Below are 23,349 nucleotides of genomic sequence, written 5' to 3'. Positions count from 1 at the left end.
TCAGGAAAGCCCGGCTTTCCCACTGGGGTGCCTCCAACCCGCGCAGGTAATTCACCGGCAGGTGTAAGCGATTTCACGCTTACCGGTTTTTCTCTGCTCGCTTGAGAGGTAGCACCTTTGCCAATATAACCAAAGCACCGCAGAGTACCAACACGGAGACAACCTGGCCGCGTGCGCCCGGGTCAAAGACCATCAGGATGATGAGCGAAATCATGGCCGCCACAACCAACCACGGGATGTAGGGGTAACCCGGAAGTTTCAGCGCGGTGGTTTCCCCACCCCGTTCTAGCTCTGGGTGCAGCTTCAAGTAGGACAACGTAATCATCATCCAGATAACCAGCAGGCAACCGCCCACAGCGTTAAACAGGAACGCCAGCAACCCTGGTGGGTTCCACCACTGCAGGATTACGGAGCCGAAGGCGAAAATCACGGACAGGATAACCGCATTGATGGGGGAGCCGGTGGAGCCAATCTTAAGGAAGGCGCGGTGCGCGTTGCCTTCCTTGGCCATGTTGTACACCAGCCGCGAGGTGCCGTAGATCTGGGCGTTGAAAGAAGACAGCAGGGCAATAACAATGACAATTTCCATAAAGCCTGCGGCACCCGGGATGCCGGCTGATTCAAGCAGCAAGGTGAAAGGGGACTGCGCGGCTACGTCCGCGCCCTGGATCTGGGCGAAGGGCAGCAGCAAAGAGATGATGGCTACTGCGCCAACGTAGAAGACCAGAATGCGGAAGATGACGGCGCGCACGGCGGTGGCCACGTTGCGGGCGGGGTCTTCGGACTCCGCTGCGGCGATGGTCACCAGCTCGATACCGCCGAAGGCGAAGGCCACTGCCAACAAGCCGGCGGCAAACCCGGGGGCTCCATGAGGAAGGAAGTTCTCAGAGAAATTGCCCAGCCGCACCGGGATGTCGGTAGGCCATAGCCCCACGACGATGAGCATGCCTAAGACAATAAACGCCAAAATAACCGCGACCTTGATGATGGCAAACCAGAACTCAAATTCACCGAAGCCGCGTACTGCAGCGAAGTTAACCACCGCAAAGAAGGTCACAGCGATAAATGCCGGGATCCATGGCGCGATGTCAAACCAGGCGCTGATGATGGCAGAAGCGCCGGTGATTTCCGAACCCATCACCATGACCAGCATGAACCAGTACAACCAGCCCAGGCCAAACCGGGCCTCGTTGCCAAAGGCTTGGCCGGCATAGGTGGCAAAGGAACCTAATGAGGGCCGGGCGGCGGCCATTTCTCCGAGCATGGCCATCACTGCAGCAACCACAATGCCGGCCACGATGTAGGACAGCAGCACGGAGGTACCGGAGGCTTGGATACCCACGCCTACACCCAGGAATAGGCCCGCGCCCACGGCGGAGCCCAGACCCATCATGGTCAGGTGCCGGGTTTTTAACTTTTGGTTGGAATTAGAACTTGTAGAAGTCATAGAGAGGACAAACCTTCATCGCAGAAGTAGAAAATAACCTCCAAAGCGTAGCACCCCCGGGCATATAGACCGTTCGAAAGGTAGCATTGCCAATTGTGACTCTAGATCTATGCTCAGACCCTATTGAATTGACCCGGGCGTTGGTGGATATCCCCAGCCCGTCCCACCATGAAGAAGAAATCGCGGACGCGGTAGAAGCTGCCCTGGCGGCTTTGCCAGTTGAGGTATTTCGCTACGGCAACACCGTGTGTGCGCGGACCAACTTCGGCCGCAAATCCCGGATAATCTTGGCCGGGCACTTAGATACCGTTCCTCTTGCTGATAACGTGCCCTCCCGCACGTTAGACGGCGTCATGCACGGGTGCGGCACCGTGGACATGAAATCGGGCTTGGCGGTTTACTTACACGCCTTCGCGCAACTAGCCGGGCGGGAAGATATTAAACATGACTTAACGGTCATCGCTTATGAGGCGGAGGAAGTAGCGGACGAGTACAACGGGCTGCGGCATTTGCAGCAAGATCACCCGGAGTGGCTGCGCGGCGACCTCGCGCTATTAGGAGAGCCTTCCGGAGCCATCATCGAAGCGGGTTGCCAGGGGACCATCCGCCTACGGGTGACCGCACGCGGCACGCGCGCCCACTCGGGCCGGGCCTGGCTGGGTGATAATGCCGCGCACAGGCTCGCACCGGTTATTTCCAACATTGCCAACTATCGCCCCAGGGACGCCGTGGATATTGACGGCCTTAGCTACCGGGAGGGACTAAACATTGTCCACTTGGAATCCGGCGTGGCCACCAACACCATTCCCGATGAGGCGTGGTTGTTTGTTAATTTCCGGTTCGCCCCTGACCGTAGCCTTGAAGATGCCATGGCACATGTCCGGGAGGTGGTGGGCCAGCACCACGGCGTAGACATTGAAGTAGACGACGCCTGTTCTGCCGCAAAGCCTGGGCTTTCTCAGCCGGGCGCTGCTGCCCTCATCCAGGCCGTGGGCGGGCAGGTTCGCCCCAAGTTTGGGTGGACGGACGTAGCGCGCTTTTCGGAGATGGGAACTCCTGCGGTGAATTTTGGCCCCGGGGACCCCGGTTACGCACACAAAAAAGATGAACAAGTACCACTAGAGCAGATAACTCAGGTATCCAAAGCCCTGATTGCTTACCTCACCACTTAGGAGAAAAATTATGTCTAATTCTGAAAAACGCACCCTTCGCGGCCCGCTGCTTTTGCGTACCGACGGGCAGCAGGAATCCACCTTTGACCAGCGCTTGTTGGAATCCGGGTGGGATCATGACTGGATGCACGCGGATCCGTGGCGTGTGCTGCGCATCCAGGGGGAGTTTGTGGCTGGCTTTGACGCGCTGTCCAAGCTGCCCAAGGCCGTCACCGTCTTTGGTTCTGCCCGCACCAAGGAAGATGATCCGTACTACCAGCTGGCGGTGGACTTAGGCCGCAAGCTCACGGAAGCAAATTATGCCGTTATCACCGGTGGCGGTCCGGGCACCATGGAAGCCGGCAACCGGGGCGCTAGTGAGGCCAACGGGCTGTCTGTTGGTCTGGGCATCGAACTGCCTTTTGAGCAAGGCCTCAATGACTACGTTGACCTTGGCTTGAACTTCCGCTATTTCTTTGCGCGCAAGACCATGTTCCTCAAGTACTCCCAGGCTTTCGTGTGTCTGCCCGGCGGCTACGGCACGATGGATGAGTTCTTTGAGGTCTTGTGCATGGTACAGACCGGGAAGGTGACCAACTATCCCATCGTGCTCATGGGCTCTGAGTACTGGGGTGGCTTAGTGGATTGGATTAACAACACTCTGGCGGCCGGTGGCTTTATCAACGCTGAGGACACGGAGCTCTTCCTGATTACTGATGATGTCGAAGAAGCGGTGGCGCACATCGTTCGCCGTCATGAGGTTATGACTGACGGCCGGATTTCGGGCACTAACACCACCGCACAGGATAGGTCCCCCCAAGACCTTGAGCGCTAAACCGCTGGCCCAGGTCATGGCCATCATCAACCGCACTCCGGACTCTTTTTATGACCAAGGCAAAACGTGGTCGGAAGATTTGTCTACCGAGCTGGCCTTGGCGCAGGCGGATGAGGCGATTGCGCAAGGAGCGGAGATAGTCGATATTGGCGGGGTGAAGGCCGGCCCCGGTGATGATGTGAGCGCCGGGGAAGAAATAGCTCGCGTGGTGCCCACTATCGCGGCGGTACACGACAAGCATCCGGGGGTCCTCATCTCCGTAGATACCTGGCGCGCAGAAGTTGCTGACGCCGCCTTGGCGGCCGGAGCCGGCCTCATCAATGACACCTGGGCCGGTTATGAGCCGGAGCTCATCGCAGTGGCCGGGCATTACGGCGCGGGCTACGTATGTTCCCATACCGGCGGGGCCACGCCGCGCACCCGGCCCCACCGCGTGCACTACGACGACGTGGTGGCTAGCGTCATTGCTGAGACAACTGCCTTGGCCGAACGTGCCGCCGCTGCCGGCTGCGCGCAGGAGCTCATTTACCTTGATCCGACCCACGACTTTGGTAAGAATACTTTTCATGGCCTGGAATTGCTCCGGCGCGTCGATGAGCTAGTGGCCACCGGCTGGCCGGTGCTCATGGCGCTGTCTAACAAGGACTTCGTGGGTGAGACGCTTGACCGCCCGGTGGACCAGCGCGTGGCAGGGACGCTGGCCGCCACCGCGTGGGCCGCAGCCAGGGGAGTGGCGGCGTTCCGCGCGCACGAGGTTAAAGAGACAGTAGATATTATCCGGATGACGGCGGCTATATCCGGTTATGTTAGGCCGCTTGCTACCACGCGGGGGCTGGCGTGAACGTTTCTGTCATTATCCCGGCCCTCAACGAGGAGCAAACCGTGGCCACAGTGGTCCGCGCGTGCTTGGCGGATAATCCCGTGGAAGTCTTGGTGATAGACGCTGATTCTACGGACGCTACTGCCATCCGCGCCCGGGAAGCTGGAGCACGGGTGGTCAATTGGCGGGAGGTTATGCCCGGCGTCACACCGCGCCCGGGCAAGGGGGAGTCGCTGTGGCGCGGGGTGGCAGCCGCACGAGGTGACGTGGTTTGTTTTATCGACGCAGACCTCACCTCGGCTACCCCGGGCATGGTCAACGCGCTGAGTGCCCCGTTTGCGGAGCCACGCGTGCAGCTGGTCAAAGCTACCTATCCGCGTACTCTGTCCGGAAAACCTACCGGCGGAGGCCGGGTGACGGAACTTAGCGCTAAGCCCTTAATCCGGGAGTTCTTCCCTCACCTGATGTTCATTGACCAGCCTTTGGGAGGTGAGTACGCCCTGCGCCGCAGTGCCGCCCGCCAGCTACCCTTCGTGGACGGATACGGGGTGGACATAGCACTACTTATAGACTGCGCGGAAACTTTTGGCGTGGACTCACTGGCGCAAGTAGGTCTTCCCGCACGCGTGCACCGCAACCGCCCCTTGCACCAATTGGCACCCATGGCGCATACCGTGGCTCGCACCATCTTGTGGCGCGCCGGGGTGCTGAGAACTAAGCCGGGTGCGCACCGTGAACCACTGGACAGGGTAGGATAACTTACATGTTTTCGTGGATTGTTTTGATTGTCTTGCTGGCGGGCATAGTCATTGTGGCTGTGCCCTTGAGCGCTAAAACCCTTGGTCGCGGCTCGTTGTTGACCGCCCCGGACTCCAAGATCGGAACCAAAGAACGCATGCAGGCCAATCGCGCAGCGGCAGCGGAAGGAAACCTTGACGCCGTGGCCTTCGACGTAGTGTCCCACGGATACCGCCAGGACCAAGTAGATGACCTGATTGCAGCCCTGCAGGAGAACCAGTCAACCAACTCCCGCGTGGCTGCAAAAGCGCCAGTTTCACCAACCGGGAGTCCGGTTGCGGGAACCGCAGGCTCTTATACCCCGGACGATGTTGCCCCCACCGAGACTCCCTCTACGGATGGGCGTCTGCGTTCCGCGTCACCTGGCGGAGTAGGGCTTTAGGGGTTAAAAACCTCCCAACCCGGTCAACTGTGCCGGTCTTTAGCGTAAACTGGAGGAAGTATCCTCTTAGTAGAAGTAGATTAAGGAGCTGTAACCAGCATGGCAGCGATGAAACCGCGTACCACCGGTGGGCCAATGGAGGCCGTCAAAGAATCACGAAAAATCGTGATGCGAATCCCATCAGACGGCGGCGGCCGGATTGTCGTTGAGCTCAACAAGGAAGAGGCTCACGAGCTGGGGACCCTGCTCTTGGAGGCTTCTGCTTAAGTGCTCAAGGATGTAATAGACCTGCTAGCTGATCCCAATGACGGGACCGCGCTAGCCGGTAAGGATGATTTTTCACGCCTCGTGTCAGAATCGGGGCATTCTTTCGATGTTGCCCGTCAGGGGTACGTGACCTTGGCTGGCGGTGCCGGCCTCAAGCACAACGGTGACTCTTTGGAGATGGTTCAGGCGCGTGAGACGTACTTGTCGCTCGGGCACTTCGCTCCTTTCGTGGAGGCCGTCACCAATTCCATGATCGAAATTGTTGATGAGGCTGATCTTTCTGACGCTGCCCAACCAGCGTTGCTTGAGGTGGGGGCCGGCACCGGCTTTTACCTGGCGCACACGCTAGATTCGATTGATAACTCCCGCGGTATTGGCCTGGACATTTCCGTCCACGCCGCCAAGCACCTGGCTAAATGCCATAGCCGGGCAGGTGCCGTTGTGGCGGATGTGTGGGACCGGTTGCCTGTGCGCAGCGGGAGCATTGACGCCATCTCGGTGGTGTTCGCTCCGCGCAACCCGGCTGAGTTTCAACGGGTGCTCGCACCGAAAGGCCAAGTTGTGGTTCTTACGCCGCAGGCTGGTCACTTGGATGAGCTCCGTGAGCCTTTGGGAATTGTGGGGGTAGAAACCGGCAAAGTCGAGCGCATGTACGAGCAAGCTGCCGGCTTCCTGGAGCAAAGCGCCGCGCCGGTGGAGTTATCATTCCCCATGGAGCTAGACCGAGCCTCCATCGCCGCACAGGTGGGCATGAGCCCGTCTGCCCGCCACATCAGCCAGGAAGAATTAGCCAGGCGGATGGCGGAGCTGCCAGAGACCATGCGGGTGACCGCACGGGCAAGGCTTGACCGCTTTCGTGCGGTGAGCAAATAGTCCTGCACGCAGCTTTAGCTCCCGCACGCAGCTCTAAACAAACCCCTAACCCCGGGCTAGCTGGTTAAGCTCGCCTGGGTTTAGCTTGCTTGGGCTCCTGAGCATTCAAATGATTGGATGACTTCCGCGCCGTCGCAGGTTTCCACCTGGAAGCCGGAGCAACGGTTGGTGAAATACATCCGGGAAGCCATGGCTACCAAGCCGGAATCCGCGAAGATCTCAACGGTAGAACCATCCACGATGATGGTCAGGGAATTTTCCTCCCCTTCCGCGATGTCGGCCACTGCGGGCTTTTCACTCGCGTAGGTGTTAGAGAAAGCTTTGGTAGGACTGCGGTCGAACTCCAACTTGTTGCCGGAGTGTGTAACGGTTGCCGCCACGTCCCCGTTGCCGTCTAAGAGGGACACGGTCAAAGAGGCCCCTTCGGAGACATTGATAAGGCCCGTCCACATGCGTGCGTGCTGGGAGTCCTCAACAGCTCTTGGTAGGTGCTTGGGCGGGGTTTGGTACAACACTCCGTCGTGCAAAGTGATTTCCCGGGGAAGAGATAGCACATTGGCCCACCCCTCTTCGGTCCACGTGTGGTGTAGCAGCGGGTTGTCGGTGCGGCCCCTGCCGTTGAGCAAGCTGATGAGGCTGGCCTTGCGGTAGTGCTCCGGTGACCATTTTCCCGTGTGGGTAACAGTGGTACCCCGCGGTCGGGTGAAATCATGGCCAAAATCTAGGCGGCGGAAACTTTTGCAGATCTCAAACTCTGTCCCGTGCAGTTGGCCCACAAAGTACCCAGCGTACTCACCGTGCTCGCCCTCGATGGTCACGCAAAGGATGTCAAAAATTTCCTTACTAACGTTGTCACAAAGACGCAGGATACGGGGAGCCACCAGGCGCGGAAGATCCTCTCCCAGACCCGTTTCCCCCTTGAACGTCAAGTCTCCGTGGAATTGCCAGTCTTCGCCGTCAAGGCTGCGGAAGATAACCGGCGTGGGGTGATCACTAGTGCCGCTTAGGGCCAACATCAACCAGCCCTCGTGATCTTCTTCCCTGTTCCCGTCTGCCCAGTCAGGAACCACACAAGGCGAGCGGAAACGCTGGTGGTCTTGGGTTTGCTTGATCACGCGGTCGACGCGCACCACGGAAGGGTCCAAGGCCCCCGGATCATCGGAAACCTCGCAGGTGTCGGTATTTTCCAATTTTGCCAGTGCGATGGCCGAATCAGAGTTGGTGACAGACGTGAAGTATAGGTTTGTTCCGTCACTGCCATGAGCTACAGCGCCTGCGCGGAGCTCAACCTCTCCTCCCACAGGTGCTAGGACGTCATCACACTCCAGCCAGTAAAAAGGATCTTCCTCGGAATACGAGTGCCCCCAGCGGGCGGGTTGGTTGGCGTCCGGTTTGTATTGATAGAACACGTGCCATACGTCTTCTTCGAAGAGCACGCCTGCGGGGGCTTGGAGAATTCCTGACTCGGGCAGCAAGTGCAGTTCAGGGCGCAAGGTCATCTAAATCAGGCTCCGGTAAATATCGATTGTCTGGTCTGCGATGGCTGCCCAGCTAAATTTCTCCACCGTGCGTTTACGTCCGGCCGCTGAAAAGGCAGCGAGCTTTGCTTTGTCCGCGATGAGTTCATTGACCGCAGCGGCAAGTTCCTTTTCAAAGGTTTCCTCATCGTTTGGGTCGTAATGGACCAGAGTGCCGGTGTGGCCGTCCACGACCACCTCGGGAATACCTCCAACATCGGAAGCAACAACCGCAGTCTGGCAGGCCATGGCCTCAAGGTTGACAATGCCCAGGGGCTCATAGATGGACGGGCAGACAAAGAGATCTGATCCGGCGTAGACCTGTTGGATCTTTTCGCGGGAAAGCATCTCCTCAACCCAGAACACTCCCTCGCGCTCGGCGCGGAGCGTGTCAACCAGCTCCTGGGTTTCGGCGGCAATTTCGGGGGTATCCGGGGCCCCTGCGCACAGCACCAGCTGGACGTCAGTATCAAAGTCCCGGGCGGCCTTGAGTAAGTGCTTGACGCCCTTCTGGCGCGTGATTCGGCCCACGAAGGAGGCAACGGGCTTAGTGCGGTCAACGCCAATTTCATCTAGGACGTCGGAAGTACCGGGGGTCCACAACTCAGTGTCAATGCCGTTGAGGACCACGTGAACCTTGTCTTGGTCCACATTGGGGTAGGCCTCGAGGATGGCACTTTTCATCCCTGCGGAGACCGCAATGACTGCGTCAGCGTATTCGAAAGCGTTGCGCTCCGACCACGAGGAAACGTCATAGCCTCCGGCCAGCTGCTCGCGCTTCCAGGGGCGGTGCGGCTCTAAGGAGTGGGCGGTAACCACGTGGGGAATGCCGTTGAGCTGGGCATTGAGGTGGCCGGCCAGGCCGGTGTACCAGGTGTGGGAGTGCGCCACGTCCAGGCCCGTTGCGCCGTGCGCCATGCGCAGTCCGGTGGATAGGGTCTGGAGTGCGCCGTTGGCGTTATCTAGCTCAGGGTCGGGGCCAAAAACATAGACGTCATCTTCCTGCCTAGGTGCGCCCATGCAAAAGACGTCCACGTCAATTTTTTCCCGCATGAAGCGGGTGAGCTCTGCTACGTGGACACCTGCGCCACCGTAGATTTCGGGTGGGTATTCCTTGGAAAATATTCCGGCTTTCATAATTACCCAGGATAATGACAAATAGGTCGCGCTGCAGGGCCGGTGGGGGTAATTTTGCTACAAATAGTTGGAAACCCACTGACAAACCGCCAGTTAAGGGATAAATTAGGTGGGGTGAGAACACAGCCCAACATTTTAGCAATTGTCCTTGCGGGCGGTGAAGGAAAGCGTTTGCATCCTTTGACCGAAGACCGCGCCAAACCCGCCGTGCCTTTCGGCGGGTCCTACCGCTTGATAGATTTCGTTCTATCCAACTTGGTCAACGCCGGTTATATGAAGATTGCCGTGCTTACCCAATACAAGTCCCACTCCCTCGACCGCCACATTTCCCAAGCCTGGAACCTGGCCGGCCCTACCTCGCAATACATTGCCTCAGTGCCTGCCCAGCAACGTCGCGGCAAACGCTGGTTTAGCGGTTCTGCAGACGCGATTGTGCAGTCCATCAACCTGATCAATGACGAAGAACCCGATTACGTGATTGTCTTCGGCGCAGACCACGTCTACCGTATGGACCCCTCCCAGATGGTCGAAGAGCATATTGCTACCGGCAAGGATTGTTCCGTGGCCGGAATCCGGGTGCCCCGTGAAGAGGCCTCGGCCTTTGGCTGCATCGAAGCAGACGATGAAGGCTCAATTACCAAGTTCGTGGAAAAGCCAGCGAATCCGCCTACCATTCCCGGCGACCCGGAAAAGACCTACGCGTCTATGGGTAACTACGTATTCACTGCGAGTGCCCTGAAAAAGGCTCTGCTAGAAGATGAAAAGAATGAGGATTCAGAGCATGACATGGGCGGGGACATCATCCCCTACTTCGTAGCAAAGAACCAGGCCCATGTGTATGACTTCGTGGGAAACAAGGTCCCGGGTGTCACCGAACGCGACCACGGATACTGGCGCGACGTTGGTACCATCGACTCTTTCTACGAGGCGCACATGGATCTCATCTCCGTGCACCCGATTTTCAACCTGTACAACTCCAAGTGGCCAATTAATTCCACTGACACCTCGAATTGGCCACCGGCTAAGTTCGTGGAAAACGGAATTGCACAGTCCTCAATGGTTTCTGCCGGCTGCATTATCTCCGGCGGTACCGTCCGCAATTCCGTCTTGGCTACTGACGTACGAGTAGCTGACGGCGCCACGGTCGAAGGCTCAGTCCTGTTGCCCGGGGTGCGCGTTGGTAAAGGTGCTGTGGTCCGCCACGCTATCCTCGATAAGAATGTCATCGTCTCCGAAGGCGCAATTATCGGCGTTGACCCTGATGCTGATAAGAAGCGGTTTGTAGTCTCCGATGGTGGCGTAGTTGTAGTGGGAAAGAACGACACCGTCTAGCCCAAGCTTCCGTTAACTAGAAACCCCGTCCCTGGCCTGCTGATGTGAGGCTGGGAACGGGGTTGTCTACTCTTACTACTGCTTGCTGGACTCAGCGTTTGCTAAGCAGGGTCGTACCAGCGCCTAGGGGAAGCCTGGTTACCAGAGCGTGGTGGATTTCATCCACGTAACTATCCAGTTCGCGGGCGGCATTGGTTGAGCGGTCGGTGCGGGAGCTGTCCGCCAGTGTTCCGTCCAGTAGGACGTTGGCCAGAACAATCGTTCCTCCCGGGCGCAGTAGCGGCCAGCAAGCCTTGGTTACAGCCAAGGTATCTAGGATTGGCACGTCAACATAGATGACTTGGTAGGACTCCGGCGCTAATCTGTCGATGACGTCCAGCGGGCGCGAGGGCAAAAAGCGCATGTGGGCCGGCTTGTAGCCAGCGGTGCGGAAAGCTGCTTTGGCGCTAGCCTGGTGCTCCGCCTCAGGGTCAATGCAGGACAGGATTCCGGAATCCGGAAGACCATGAAGCAAGTACAGACCTGCCACTGAAGCCGCTGGGGTGATCGCTATGGCCTGGGGTTTTTCTACGCCGTGGGCTGTGGAGACCGCGGCCAAAGTGGTGAGGAGTTGCCCCGTGGCGACATCCGGTGCCGGGAGGGAATATTCCTGGGCATGGTCATACGCAGCGCGTAGCGCCATGGAAAAAGGGCTGCCGTCGGTATCTTGGCTGGACCCGGAAGCCTCAATGTAGGAATCCAGGGAGAAGTTCGATGTTGTAGTCACGGTCTTTACAATAGGTAATTGCGGAGCAAAATAGGTGATAAACACCGCTTTGACATAGCTATCCGGTGAAATTGTTACGTGTGTGTTTGAAGTGGCTGAGCGGGGTAAGGGGGGCCGTGGGGAAGGGGGAGTTTTCTATGGAAGTTCTCACAGGAGACTGACAGTTGAGCTCCTGGCGGAAAGCAGGAAAATGTAGCACAATGACACGCATGGAAGAAACAGGCTCGCACACCGTCGTAGCGCATTCCCCCTTAGACACCGCTCCAGCCAATGAGGCCTTGACGTCTTCAGAGCACGGTCTGGCGGGCCAGGAACTTTCCGGAACTGCAGCCTATGACGCTGGCCAGGGGGAAATGCCCTCTTGGTCTGAGTTGGTGGCAGAACACGCGGACGGCGTTTATCGCCTGGCATATCGGCTCTCCGGTAACCAACATGACGCGGAAGATTTGACCCAAGAGACTTTCATGCGAGTTTTCCGGTCTCTGAAAAACTACCAAGCTGGTACTTTTGAGGGATGGCTGCACCGGATTACCACCAACCTATTTTTAGACATGGTGCGGCACCGGGCCAAGATTCGCATGGAAGCTCTTCCTGAAGACTATGACCGTGTTCCCGGAAATGACGTATCCCCTGAGCAGGCCTACCAGATTTCCAATTTGGATCCGGCCCTGCAAAGCGCGCTTGATGAATTGAGCCCAACTTTCCGCGTGGCCATTGTGCTGTGCGACGTGGTGGGCATGAGCTACGACGAAATCGCTGAAACTCTGGGCGTGAAGATGGGCACCGTGCGTTCCCGCATTCATCGCGGACGTAGTCAATTGAGGGCTAGTTTGGAAGCCGCAGCTACGCAGGATGATTCCGTGCGTGAACTTTTGCGTACCCGCTAAGTTTTTCCTGCGGAGGCTGTTAATGATCCACAACCGGGAAACATACTAGGCTGGTGGGTAACGAACCGATAAGAAGTGCGAGGTGTACCGATATTCATGCATGACCATCGACTATCTTCCGCTGATTCAGGATTCCCTTCGCAGAATGTGCAGCCTTTGAGTGACAAAAAGCGAAAAAGGCTCGTAGCAAGAGTTAAATCCCAGGCCCGTCGTCTAGACGGGATCGGCCACCTGGGGCCGGAAGCGGTTGTCGCTTTCGTTGACGGAGAGATGCCGGCCAAAGCCATGCACCGCGTCCGCGTGCACCTGGTGAACTGCGCGGAGTGCTTGGCAGAGGTTCATCGCCAGCGCCTAGCGGCCTCGTGGGTGCGCTCCGAAGATGACACTCAGGGCCTACGGGCTCCCACTGACTTATTGGAGAGATTAAACGGGATTGCTGCTACCAAGGATCCGCCCGTGCCACCGGAACCAGAACGCCATTACGCCTCAGAACAGGATCTCTTGGACAAGATTGAGATGATTGGGCGTGCGCTTAGGCGCGGTCATCAATCCTAAAAACTGCCAATACTGCCGCGAGGGGTTAAAGTAAAGAAGTGTTTTCAAGTATCGGTTGGGGCGAGATCTTCGTCATTGTTATTCTGGGCGTCATCATCGTGGGGCCGGAGAGGCTCCCGGGAGTGATAGAGGACGTCCGGGCAGCTATTTTCGCCGCGCGGAAAGCCATCAATAACGCCAAAGCCGAACTCAACGGCGAAATCGGGGAAGTAAGCCAGGAGTTCGAATCTCTACGTGGCCCAATTAGCACAGCAGCCCAATGGTCCAAAATGGGACCGCGCGCCGCTTTAACCAAAGCGTTATTCGACGGAGATGACTCCGCGTGGGATGACTTCGATCCCCGCAAACCGGCGCCGCAACAAGCGCCTGCCCAGCCACCCGCCCAGCCACCCGCTAACGAGCCGCAAGCGGGGGGTGGGTTTGACTACTCGCAAATCTATGCCCAGCCGGAGTCCCCAGTGACCGCTGAGCCTCGCAACCACCCCGGTCCGGGAGTTGCCCGGCCGCTCAAGCAAGGGGGCTTTCACAGTGACGCTAAGCAGGAGCGCGATACCGGCGGGGAAGACGGCCAGCCCAGCTTTTCCTGGGCGGACGTTACCTAAGAACGGCGGACGTCTAGCCCCAATGGCTTGCCCTTGAGGGAGTCGCCACGCACGACTAGCTTGTCGGTGATTTCCGTGATCGCTTTAGCGGCAGCTGAAGCGGGAGCAGCGGATACTAGCGGGATGCCCTCGTCGCCTTTGCTACGCAGAGAAGGGTCTAGCGGTACTTGTCCCAGCAGCGGTACTTCGTGGCCCAGAATGGCGCTGAGCCGGTCTGCTACTACCTGGCCCCCGCCGGAGCCAAAGACATCCACCGTGGTGCCGTCGGGCAGGACCATGGCCCCCATATTTTCGATAACGCCAATGACTCGCTGGCGGGTTTGCTGCGCGATGGAGCCGGCGCGTTCGGCAACTTCCGCCGCTGCCGCCTGCGGGGTGGTGACCACCACTAGTTCTGCGTTGGGGATAAGTTGGGCAATTGACAGTGCCACGTCACCGGTGCCCGGCGGAAGATCCAGGAGAAGAAAGTCTAGGTCGCCCCAGAATACGTCGCCTAAAAATTGCTGAATGGCCCGGTGCAGCATGGGCCCGCGCCAGACGATGGGGGCGTTTCCTTCCACGAACTGGCCAATAGAGATGAATTTGATGCCGTGAGCAATGGGCGGCATGAGCATTTCATCATCGAGCACGGTGGGGCCATCCGTATTGCCCAGCAGGCCGGGTACGGAGTGGCCGTAGATATCCGCATCAACAATGCCTACCTTGAGCCCCTTAGCGGCAAGCGCGGCGGCTAGATTGACCGTCATAGACGATTTTCCAACGCCACCCTTGCCAGAAGCTACCGCAATAACGCGAGTGGTGGAGTCCGGTTTCGCGAAGGGAATCTCCGCCTCCGCCTGGCCACCCCTTAGCTTTTGCTTTAGCGCTCGGCGCTGCTCATCGCTCATGGCCTCCATAGTGACCTGAACTTCCCCTACACCGGGGACGTCTGCGACGGCGGCGCGCGTGTTTTTTTCGATGGTGTTTTTCATCGGGCAACCGGCAATGGTGAGGAAAAGTTCCACCGCCACGTCATTGCCGGTGATGGAAACCGATTTGACCATGTCAAGTTCGGTGATGGGGCGCCCAATTTCCGGATCTTCGACACGGGATAGGGCGCTGCGGATATCGGCTTCTGTGAATGTATTGGTCATAACGGCTTCCATTCTAGTCCTTAGTAAGAACCGGGAAGTAGTGGGAGGGTAGGCAGCGTAGTAGAATCACTATCCAGCCAGTAAACGATTGAGGAACTGTGGGACAATAGATGACCGTTTTTGCCCGGAAGGCACGCGCGGTAGCCGGAGCAGGTGCCGCCGTGGCTATCACCCTTACCATGAGTGGATGTCAGTCGGCTCAACCGAGTTCGCAGACCAATCCAATCTCCGATAGCCAGGTACGGATCTTGGTTAATCCCGACTCGGAGAGGGAACTGGTTATCGGTGAGATTTACATGCAGTCCCTGGAGGCTAGCAACCGTTCCGTGCGGTTAGTTCCGATCGATGAACCTACCCCAGAAAAGCGCATTGAAGCCTTGCTTAACGGCCAAGTGGATCTGGTGGTTGGGTGTACCGGCAATTTCTTGGATTACTTGGATCCCGTACGGGCCGGGGAAATTGAGGAAGAGCTCCGCAACGAGCCGGAAGTCCAATCAGGGAAAGATTTCCTAGCTGAAACGCACATAGCTATGATGGGCGCGCTCACACCTAATTTGATGACAGTCGAACCCTCTACGGCGCAGGGCTGCCTGGGCCAGGAAACCACAGACCTTCCTCAAAATTACGTACCAATCTTTAGCAAGGATCTCTTCGACAGGGCGGAGACAGGCATTGTCTCTTCGGTTACCAAGTTCCTAGCGGTCCGCGACTTGGACTGGTTGACCGCCCAGACCAAGGAAACCGGTTCAGCGGCACGTGTGGTGAAGAAATGGTCGAAAAATCACACCATTGATCAAGAGGGTTTTGATAATAACGGCGAGCTTGGTGACACTGCGCACGAAGACGCGGAGTTAGACCCAGCTAGCTAGTACTTCTTCCCGCGCTACCTCATGCTGCTGCATACCCAGGGGTGGAAGCTAAGCTACTTTTCCCACCGCTTTCCGGGCCACCAGGCCAGCATCCGGCCACGTTCTAGCCCCTCTGGGTGCGTGCGTGCCGTGGCCGCCTGAAAGTGGTCCGCAATGACTTGGGCAAAAAACAGCGCCGCCGCCCCCGCGCGGGGGCGGCGGCGCCGCAGGAGAGCTATCTTTTAGACGTTAAAAGCTTCCTTGAGTAGTGCTTCGTGCTCACGGGCATGCACCTTCGTGTTACCGGTGGCGGTAGAGGACTGTGCACGGCGGGAGACCCGCACCATCTTTGGCATATCCGGGATGAGCTCAGGGAGGTGCTCGTTGTAGAACGGCCACGGGCCCTGGTTGGCAGGTTCATCCTGAACAAAGCGGATTTGCTCGGCGTTGGGGTAGGCGGCAAAGGCTTCACCCAAGCGGTTGTACGGGATCGGATGGAGCATCTCAACGCGAACGATGGCAATGTCATCGCGGCCGTCGTCAGCCCGCTTCTTCTCCAAATCGTAGTACAGCTTGCCGGAGACCAACATGATGGTCTTGACCTTGTCGCCTTCAGCGAGTTTGTTGCCAAACATGTCGTAGAAGCGGGGGTCGTTGATGACCGAGCGGAACTTGGGTACCTCGGTGAATTCTTCAACTGGTGAGGTAGCGGCCTTGTTACGCAGCATGGACTTCGGAGTGATGACCACCAGTGGGCGCTTCAATGAGCCAAGTGCCTGACGGCGCAGGAGGTGGAAGTGGTTTGCAGGCGTGGTTGGCTGGGCAACGGTCATGGAACCTTCCGCGCACAGCTGCAAGAAACGCTCGATGCGTGCGGAGGAGTGGTCCGGCCCCTGGCCCTCGTAGCCGTGGGGCAGTAGCAGGATGAGCGAGGAGAGCTCGCCCCACTTGGCCTCACCCGAGGAAATGTATTGGTCAATGATGGTCTGGGCGCCGTTGGCGAAGTCGCCGAACTGCGCTTCCCAGGCCACAACCGCGTCCTCGTTACCCAGGGTGTAGCCGTACTCGAAGCCAAGGCCAGCAAACTCGGTGAGAGCGGAGTTGTAGACCTCAAACTTGCCACCGTTGCCGCGCTTGAGCGCAAGCTCGTTGAGCGGATTGAATTCCTCAGCGTCGGTGGGGTCAAACGCCACTGCGTGGCGCTGGGTGAATGTGCCGCGGCGGCTATCCTCACCGACTAGGCGCACGTGGCGCCCGGCGTTGGCTAGGGATCCAAAGGCCACTAGTTCGCCGAAGCCCCAGTCAATGCCACCTTCGATGGCGTTCTTGGCGCGGGTTTCCGCAATCTTGTGAACACGCTTGTGGTACTGGAAGGTTTCTGGAGTATCCAAGTAGGCCTGTCCCAGCGCGGCTAGTTCTTCGGCGGTGATGGAGGTGTCCAAGCCGTGTGGCAGTTCCTGTGAATCGGTGATACCGAACTGTTCACGTGGTGCCTGCTCTTCGGCTTCCTTGTGGTCAGCAAAGACGGATTCCATTTGGTCGTGGAAGTCGCGCGCTGCTGCCTCTGCCTCTGCATCCGAAAGATCGCCACGGCCGATGAGCTCGTCGGTATAAGACTCGCGTACGCCCTTGTGGTCTTTGATGACGTCGTAGAGCAATGGCTGCGTCATGGAGGGGTCATCAGCCTCATTGTGGCCGCGGAGGCGGTAGCAGATGAGGTCGATGAAGACATCCTTGCCAAACTTGTGGCGGTATTCGGTGGCTAGTTGGCCAACCCATACCACGGCCTCCGGGTCATTGCCGTTGACGTGGAAGACTGGGCAGTCAAAGCCCTTGGCTAGGTCGGTGGCGTAGAAGGTCGAGCGGCCGGAATCCGGGGTGGTGGTAAACCCAACCTGATTGTTGACCACAATGTGGACGGTACCGCCCACGGTGTAGGCGTCCAGCTGGGAGAGGTTAATGGTCTCCTGGACTACTCCTAGGCCGGCGAAGGAGGCGTCACCGTGCAGGGTGATAGGGATAACGGGGTGCTCGCCGGGTTCGGCGATGAGGTCTTCCTTGGCGCGGGCCAGCCCCTCGAGTACCGGGTTGACGGCCTCGAGGTGGGATGGGTTGGCGGCAAGCGTGACGTTGATTTCTCCGTCACCGAACATCTGCAGGTACTCGCCCTCAGCGCCCAGGTGGTACTTCACGTCACCGGATCCGCCTTGCTGGCCACCCTTGTAGTTGCCGTCAAACTCACCGAAGATGTCTGCCAGTGGCTTGCCAACGATGTTGAACAACACGTTGAGACGGCCACGGTGTGGCATACCTATCACGGCCTCCTTGAGGCCCTGGCCGGCAGCGGTGTCGATGATGGCGTCCATCAACGGGATCATGGACTCCGCACCCTCAAGGGAGAAACGCTTTTGTCCTACGTACTTGGTACCGAGGAAGTTTTCAAAAGCTTCTGCGGAGTTGACCTTCTGCAGGATGTATTTCTGCTCAGCATTGGTGGGTTTTGGCCGGCCGGCCTCCAGGCGCTCGCGCAGCCATTCACGCTCATCACGGTCCATGATGTGCATGAATTCGGAGCCCACCTTTTGGGTGTAGGCGGCACGCAGGCGGGAGAGAACCTCACGCAGCGTCATGGATTCTTTGTGTCCAAATCCGCCGACCTTGAAGGAACGGTCCAGATCCCAGATGGTCAGGCCGTAGGTCTGCATGTCCAGGTCCCGGTGATTTGGCCAAGGCAGGCCAGGCTGCTTCCAGCCTAGGGGGTTGACGTTAGCCAGCAGGTGACCACGGGAACGGTAGGCCTCGATGAGCTGGAGGACGCGGGCGTCCTTGTTCACTCCGGTGTTGGGGACGTCCTGTGCCCAGCGGAAAGGCTGGTAAGGGACCTGCATGGAGTCAAATAGCTCGTCCCAGAACTTGTCATCGTTGATGAGCTGGGAGAGAGTGCGCAGGTATTCGCCGGACTCCGCACCCTGAATGACGCGGTGGTCGTAGGTGGAGGACATGGTGACCAGGCGGCCAACGCCTAGTTCTGCCAGGCGGTCTGCGGAGGCGCCGGCAAATTCTGCGGGGTAGTCCATGGAGCCCACGCCGATGATGGCGCCGGAGCCCTTGGTCAGCCGGGCGATGGAGTGGCGCGTGCCAATACCGCCGGGGTTGGTCAAGTTGATGGTGACCCCGGTGAAGTCATCCATGGTCAGCTTGTTTTTGCGGGAACGGTTAACAATGTCTTCGTAGGCGTCAATGAACTCGGTGAAAGACTTGTTTTCACATTCCTTGATGGCTGCCACCACTAGGGCGCGGCTGCCGTCTTTCTGGGGAAGGTCAATGGCCAGGCCTAGGTTGATGTGCTCGGGCTGGACAACGTGGGGCTTGCCGTCTTTTTCCTCGTAACGCACGTTCATGCCGGGGTGGATCTGGGAGGCCTTAACCATTGCGTAGCCCAGGATGTGGGTGAAGGAAATCTTGCCGCCGCGGGTGCGCTTGAGGTGTTCGTTGATGAGGGCACGGTTTTCCCACATCAGTTTCACCGGCATGTCGCGGACGGTGGTTGCGGTCGGGATAGTCAGGGACTCGTCCATGTTCTTGGCAATGGCCTTGAACATGCCCTTGAGCTGCGAGGCTCCGGCTTTCGGTGCGTCACCTATGCGGTCGAGTGGAGACGCGGGCTGGTCCTTGCGGGCCGGTTTTTCAGCGGCCTTCTTTTGGGATTTCTCGGTTGTTACCTTGGATTCCTTGGCGGCCTCGGAAACCTCGGTTTTCCGCACTTGTTGCTTCTTAGCAATCGTGGAGCCTTCGGTCTTTTTCACAGCGGCCGGGGAAGTAGCTGCGTCCTTGGCTGGGGATGACTCAGGAGACTTCGGGGCTCCGTTGGCTTCAAAGTATTCGCGCCATTCTTTGTCGACCGAATTCGGGTCTTCGGAATACTGCTGGAACTGTTCGTCAATCAGCCACGCATTGGGGCCAAAGATGTTCGAGTTGCTCACGGCAGATGCTCGCCTCATTTCCTTGCTAAAACTCTAGATTAATAAGTAAGTTATTGCGGTTGGGGCCTCCTGGCGTACGCACGACAAACAGAAGGCCCCTAAACGCCTTCCCCCATAATAAAGCCTTGACTGTGAAAACAGTCGCAGAAGGGGGGTGGATTGCGGATTCAAATTAAACGGACGCGGCTTAGCCGTCATGTCCTGGGGAAATAATTTGACTCTTGGGAAACTAGTGAAAAAACGGGGGTAGTGCGAGGTGTAGATCCCGCTCCCAGTTTAAAGACTGTCTAGCTGCCTATGAGCGTTGTCCATGACCATGCGGGCTAGCTTGCGGTTGGCAATTCCCCCCAGGACGGCACCGATTCCCAGTGGCATGAGTTTGCCAACCCACGCCCACTTGAAACGCTTGGCTATCTGCTTGGTGAAGATCTTCGACAGCCGTTTGTTCACGCCGCTGAGACTAGGACCGGAAAAACGGGTGAGGGCGGTGACGGAGTTGAGCGCACCTTTGTCACTGGAGTCACCGGCCTCATCGAAGAAGGTGTCTACAACGGCTACGCCGCGGGCTCCGGAGAGCACCAGCATGACCAGTGCGCGGCGCAGGTCTTTGTTAGTGATGTCAATCCCGCGCAGGTTGGCCGAGGCCAGGATGTACCACGTGGCGGCTTCTAGGAACACGAAGGATTCGCCGGCGATAGCTGCGGCACCGGTAATGAATCCAACGCCGGGAATGGCGGAGGCACCGCCAGCCGTGGCGCCGGTACCGGTGACAACCTTTAGGAAGTGGTCATCAATTTCAGCTTGGCGCTCTTGGTGGGAGGCCTGTGGGTTGCGGTTTTTAACCCCCTCCACGTACTTGACAATGGTGCCGGACTGCAAAGCAACCGCTTTGTCCAACGCACTGAGCACGGTGGTGTTGAAGCTGTCTCCTTCGCCTTGCTCCTCGGCCCATTGTGTTCGCAGGGAGCTGTTGAGTTTCTCGGCGGCCCCGGGTTCCACGTTTTCTACGACCTCGGCTTGGTTGTCGTTGCTTCCGAAGAATGGAATTTTCATTTCTGGTTTTTAACCTTTCTGATTTTGTCTAATTAGCGCTTTAGTTATTCTACGCAATTATTGTGGTTTGCATGAAAGACAAGGATTGGGATGACGCATTGACGGTCCGTACCCGCGCTGGCTGGGTAAGGGGAGTGAAAGAACCCCTGGGCGACGGGGCTTCGGTCCGATCCTGGCGCGGCGTACCCTTTGGGGCGGATACCTCTGGTGCGCGTAGGTTCTGTGGTCCACACCCGCCGAAGGCTTGGGATGGGGTACGTGACTGTACGGAGTTTGGGCCCGTTGCGCCGCAGTCCACCTATTCCTGGACGGATAAGGTCGTGGGCAGCGAGGACTGTCTCAACCTGGATGTTGTTCGCCCGGGACATTCCGGTGGCCTGCCCGTGGTGGTTTATTTCCACGGTGGTTCCTTCTTTATGGGGTCTTCCCACATGGTGATGTTGCGGGGCTTCCAACTGGCCCACACGATGGACGTGGTGTATGTATCAGTGAATTTCCGCCTGGGTGCGCTGGGGTACTTGGATATGCGCAGTCTGGACGGGCATGCGTGCGCCAATCCCGCGATGGCGGATCAGATTTTGGCGTTGGAGTGGGTCCGGGACAACATCGCGGCCTTTGGAGGGGATCCGGATGACGTCACTTTAATGGGCGAATCCGCCGGTGGTGCCGCCGTCTTGGCGTTGATGACCAGCCCTGCTGCGGAGGGGCTTTTTCACAAGGCCATTGCGCAATCCCCACCCATTGCCACGGTGCATTCGCGGACGCAGTCCACGCTGTGGGTTCGCAAGCTGGTGGAGCGGCTGGAGCTTCCCCGTATGAGCAGTATTGATGATATTCGGGCGCAGGATTTCGCCGATATCATCCGGGCGGGTCAGTCGATGATGTGGCGCGGCCGGGGGTTGCTCAATCTTAATTCCAGCTTCGCCCCAACGGTGGATGGGGATATTTTGCCGGAGCATCCATTAGCCGTGTTTGAACGCGGCGGGCAGCACCCGGTGCCGCTGCTGATTGGCACTAATTCCGATGAGGCAAGTGTGGGAAAGTTTTTGTTTCAGCGGCAATTTGCCAGGCGTCGCGGCGGTCTGCGGCTGCTCAGTTCCTTTGACGCTAAGGGGGCCGAGTTTGTGGTTGAGGCCTATAACGGCGCAACCACGCGTGCGGATTTTGCGCAACTACTTACCGATGCCCTGTTTTGGGCACCCGCAGTCGCGGTCGCCGGCGCGCACTCTGAAGTGGCGCCTACCTACATGTACCGCTTTGACTTTGCCCCGGTGGCCTTGGAAGCGCTTGGCCTGGGCGCGCTGCATTCTTTGGAGTTGTCACATATTTTCGGCGATCCGGAGTCTTCCCGGATGTCGGTGCTCACCAGGTTGGGATCCACCGCGCAATCTGACGCGCTCTCAGAGCTCATGCAGGCCCACTGGGCTCGGTTTATCCATCAGGCGGCGCCCGGGAAAACCTGGCCCCGCTACCAGGTGGCACCTCGCGCCGGCGCTGGGCTCCAGCCGGGAGGGCAGCCCGCGGTGCAAGGGCAACGGTTGACCCAGGTATTCGCTGCGCAGTCCTATGTTGAGTCGGATCCCCATAAGCTCAGGCGGCGGGCATGGGAGCATTGCGATATGAGGGAGTGGGGAGCCGGCCGGCCTGACCTGGCGGAGGAGCTGGGCTTTATCCTTGACACCCTGGACTAGGGACTACACCCCGGAATAGGGACTGCACCCTCGACTAGGGACTACACCCCGGACTAGGGGGGCGCCGCCCTAGATTCGGGACTTGGGACTGCGCTTTTCGGGACTGCGCTTTTTCGGGACTGCGCTACGTATGGAGCCCGTCAAGATTTAGCGCCTTGACTGCAAGAACGTATAAAAGTTCCTTTCCTCTCCCCGGTGGCTTCATTTGCGGGTAAGATTTGAGGTTGCGCCGCCCCGTGCTGGCGCAGGAAGTCAAAATAGAATTCCCGCAACAAAGCCCCTTTGGGCGGATAGGACAGTCATGAGCTTCTTTGAGGATATTGCAGCCGCTCTGGATGCTGAGGGGATTGAGTCCCGCGTTAATGATGACGTGATGTTTGTGCCCATCACCTCTGACCTGGAAATCCAGTTTGTGGAAATTGACGCAATTTTGCCGGCGGCCAACGTCTACATCGCTGCGGCAGATGTGGATGAGGACGACGAGGATTTTGAGGCTGTGCTGGTTTCCGTCGCTTTCTCGGTCGAGGACGCGGTGGAAGCTGTTGACCGGCATATTGCTACGGACCAGGTGGTAACGGTTCTCCGTGACCTTTTGGAAGGCACGGATGAGCGTATTGCCGGCCTAGAGTTTGCGCAGGATGATTTCAACCCGAACCTGGTGGTGGCGGAAGTGGCCAATGATTCCGAGCTGCGGGTGCTGGTGGAAACCGTGGACGGGATTCCTAGCGCTGTTGTCCGGTTTGTGGCCTTTGACTTCAACGAAGAAGCGATCGAAGACGCTGAGGATGAGGCAATCTTTAACTTGTGGGAGACAGATGACGCTCTGCTCATTGGCAGTGATGAGCAGCTGTCCCTGGCAGCCTCCGGTGAAGCGGGCCTTACAGGTCCGGTTATTGAAGTCCCGGCCGAAACCTTGGAGCTTGGAACCTACACGGACTTTGACCGCCTTTTCGACGTGCTGTCTTTGGTATTCGATCAAGCTTTGGACTGGGAAGCCCAGCTGGTGGCTTTTGATGGTGATGAGTACGACGAGCCAGACGTCTACGACATCTTCGGTGAAGATGACGGCGACGGGGATGACTCATACCGCCTCGACTTTGACGAGGACTCCGTGGAACTCGAAGATGACGCGGTTTCCGAAGGAACTGATGGGCATGAGGAAGCAGACGTCAAAAGCGGGGAATAAGCCTAGCGCTTGCTGTAGAAAGAAAATTACTTAGTTAGCCGCCACCGTGGACATTCTGACGGTGGCGGTTTGTTTTGAAAAATATG

Annotated in this window: 21 protein-coding genes; 14 read left to right on the top strand and 7 right to left on the bottom strand. The window is 58.1% G+C overall.

The features are described from left to right. Positions 1–79 precede the first annotated feature (79 nt). Positions 80–1,447, bottom strand: coding sequence for an amino acid permease (locus F4V58_RS07380; RefSeq protein ID WP_075734715.1), 1,368 nt, complete (start codon positions 1,445–1,447; stop codon positions 80–82). A 95-nt stretch (positions 1,448–1,542) separates the two neighbouring features. Here F4V58_RS07380 and dapE point away from each other — a divergent pair, with 95 nt between their 5' ends. The 7 genes from dapE to F4V58_RS07345 all read left to right on the top strand — a co-directional run bounded on the left by dapE (position 1,543) and on the right by F4V58_RS07345 (position 6,573). Next, entirely contained in the window at positions 1,543–2,619 is a 1,077-nt protein-coding gene (dapE, locus tag F4V58_RS07375) for a succinyl-diaminopimelate desuccinylase (protein ID WP_075734713.1), read from the top strand. A 10-nt stretch (positions 2,620–2,629) separates the two neighbouring features. Next, complete coding sequence (locus F4V58_RS07370) at positions 2,630–3,433, top strand: LOG family protein (protein WP_075734711.1); 804 nt, start codon at positions 2,630–2,632, stop codon at positions 3,431–3,433. Between the two features lie 16 nt (positions 3,434–3,449). Continuing rightward, a complete protein-coding gene (gene folP / locus F4V58_RS07365; protein WP_075736604.1) occupies positions 3,450–4,274 on the top strand; it encodes a dihydropteroate synthase in 825 nt (274 codons plus the stop codon). Beyond that, the gene (locus tag F4V58_RS07360) at positions 4,271–5,011 is read left to right on the top strand and encodes a glucosyl-3-phosphoglycerate synthase (protein WP_075734709.1); all 741 of its coding nucleotides are present in this window, start codon (positions 4,271–4,273) and stop codon (positions 5,009–5,011) included. Before folP ends, F4V58_RS07360 begins: the two co-directional genes overlap by 4 nt. 5 nt (positions 5,012–5,016) lie before the next feature. Continuing rightward, positions 5,017–5,433: a hypothetical protein gene (locus tag F4V58_RS07355; protein WP_075734707.1), complete on the top strand. Its 417-nt coding sequence runs from the start codon at positions 5,017–5,019 to the stop codon at positions 5,431–5,433. A 99-nt stretch (positions 5,434–5,532) separates the two neighbouring features. Next, a complete protein-coding gene (locus F4V58_RS07350) occupies positions 5,533–5,700 on the top strand; it encodes a DUF3117 domain-containing protein (RefSeq protein ID WP_075734705.1) in 168 nt (55 codons plus the stop codon). Further along, a complete protein-coding gene (locus F4V58_RS07345; RefSeq protein ID WP_075734703.1) occupies positions 5,701–6,573 on the top strand; it encodes a methyltransferase domain-containing protein in 873 nt (290 codons plus the stop codon). 80 nt (positions 6,574–6,653) lie between these two features. Here the strand turns inward: F4V58_RS07345 and F4V58_RS07340 are convergent, their stop codons facing one another. Together F4V58_RS07340 and glgA are read right to left on the bottom strand one after the other, a co-directional pair. Continuing rightward, positions 6,654–8,072, bottom strand: coding sequence for a GH32 C-terminal domain-containing protein (locus F4V58_RS07340; RefSeq protein WP_075734701.1), 1,419 nt, complete (start codon positions 8,070–8,072; stop codon positions 6,654–6,656). Next, the gene (gene glgA, locus F4V58_RS07335; RefSeq protein WP_075734699.1) at positions 8,073–9,227 is read right to left on the bottom strand and encodes a glycogen synthase; all 1,155 of its coding nucleotides are present in this window, start codon (positions 9,225–9,227) and stop codon (positions 8,073–8,075) included. A 114-nt stretch (positions 9,228–9,341) separates the two neighbouring features. On the opposite strand from glgA, the gene glgC reads away from it, so the two are divergent. After that, positions 9,342–10,559, top strand: coding sequence for a glucose-1-phosphate adenylyltransferase (glgC, locus tag F4V58_RS07330; RefSeq protein ID WP_075734697.1), 1,218 nt, complete (start codon positions 9,342–9,344; stop codon positions 10,557–10,559). 91 nt (positions 10,560–10,650) lie between these two features. Here the strand turns inward: glgC and F4V58_RS07325 are convergent, their stop codons facing one another. Then, complete coding sequence (locus tag F4V58_RS07325; RefSeq protein WP_075736602.1) at positions 10,651–11,325, bottom strand: O-methyltransferase; 675 nt, start codon at positions 11,323–11,325, stop codon at positions 10,651–10,653. A 209-nt stretch (positions 11,326–11,534) separates the two neighbouring features. Here F4V58_RS07325 and sigE point away from each other — a divergent pair, with 209 nt between their 5' ends. The 3 genes from sigE to F4V58_RS07310 all read left to right on the top strand — a co-directional run bounded on the left by sigE (position 11,535) and on the right by F4V58_RS07310 (position 13,369). Next, a complete protein-coding gene (gene sigE / locus F4V58_RS07320; protein ID WP_084559829.1) occupies positions 11,535–12,212 on the top strand; it encodes an RNA polymerase sigma factor SigE in 678 nt (225 codons plus the stop codon). Positions 12,213–12,368: 156 nt separating this feature from the next. Then, positions 12,369–12,767: an anti-sigma factor family protein gene (locus tag F4V58_RS07315; protein WP_245802962.1), complete on the top strand. Its 399-nt coding sequence runs from the start codon at positions 12,369–12,371 to the stop codon at positions 12,765–12,767. A 38-nt stretch (positions 12,768–12,805) separates the two neighbouring features. Next, positions 12,806–13,369: a twin-arginine translocase TatA/TatE family subunit gene (locus F4V58_RS07310; RefSeq protein WP_150385742.1), complete on the top strand. Its 564-nt coding sequence runs from the start codon at positions 12,806–12,808 to the stop codon at positions 13,367–13,369. Here F4V58_RS07310 and F4V58_RS07305 read toward each other — a convergent pair. After that, complete coding sequence (locus F4V58_RS07305) at positions 13,366–14,502, bottom strand: P-loop NTPase (protein ID WP_075736598.1); 1,137 nt, start codon at positions 14,500–14,502, stop codon at positions 13,366–13,368. The genes F4V58_RS07310 and F4V58_RS07305 overlap by 4 nt on opposite strands. A gap of 110 nt (positions 14,503–14,612) precedes the next feature. Between F4V58_RS07305 and F4V58_RS07300 the strand changes: the two genes are divergently transcribed. After that, positions 14,613–15,371 carry a type 2 periplasmic-binding domain-containing protein gene (locus F4V58_RS07300; protein ID WP_075734693.1) on the top strand — a complete coding sequence of 253 codons (759 nt, stop codon included), beginning with the start codon at positions 14,613–14,615 and terminating at the stop codon, positions 15,369–15,371. A gap of 221 nt (positions 15,372–15,592) precedes the next feature. Here the strand turns inward: F4V58_RS07300 and F4V58_RS07295 are convergent, their stop codons facing one another. Both F4V58_RS07295 and F4V58_RS07290 read right to left on the bottom strand, forming a co-directional pair. Continuing rightward, complete coding sequence (locus F4V58_RS07295; RefSeq protein WP_425429759.1) at positions 15,593–19,333, bottom strand: multifunctional oxoglutarate decarboxylase/oxoglutarate dehydrogenase thiamine pyrophosphate-binding subunit/dihydrolipoyllysine-residue succinyltransferase subunit; 3,741 nt, start codon at positions 19,331–19,333, stop codon at positions 15,593–15,595. 276 nt (positions 19,334–19,609) lie between these two features. Further along, positions 19,610–20,386 carry a hypothetical protein gene (locus tag F4V58_RS07290; RefSeq protein WP_075734689.1) on the bottom strand — a complete coding sequence of 259 codons (777 nt, stop codon included), beginning with the start codon at positions 20,384–20,386 and terminating at the stop codon, positions 19,610–19,612. A gap of 71 nt (positions 20,387–20,457) precedes the next feature. Between F4V58_RS07290 and F4V58_RS07285 the strand changes: the two genes are divergently transcribed. Both F4V58_RS07285 and F4V58_RS07280 read left to right on the top strand, forming a co-directional pair. Further along, a complete protein-coding gene (locus tag F4V58_RS07285; RefSeq protein ID WP_075734687.1) occupies positions 20,458–22,077 on the top strand; it encodes a carboxylesterase/lipase family protein in 1,620 nt (539 codons plus the stop codon). Positions 22,078–22,378: 301 nt separating this feature from the next. After that, positions 22,379–23,263 (top strand): DNA primase, encoded by an 885-nt coding sequence (locus F4V58_RS07280; RefSeq protein ID WP_075734685.1) that lies wholly within the window; start codon positions 22,379–22,381, stop codon positions 23,261–23,263. The last annotated feature ends 86 nt before the right edge of the window (positions 23,264–23,349 follow it).

It is taken from the genome of Corynebacterium phocae (assembly GCF_008693075.1).
GTDB lineage: Bacteria > Actinomycetota > Actinomycetes > Mycobacteriales > Mycobacteriaceae > Corynebacterium > Corynebacterium phocae.
Note: the sequence above shows the minus strand (reverse complement) of the source record. Positions and strands in the feature narration are given on the sequence as shown.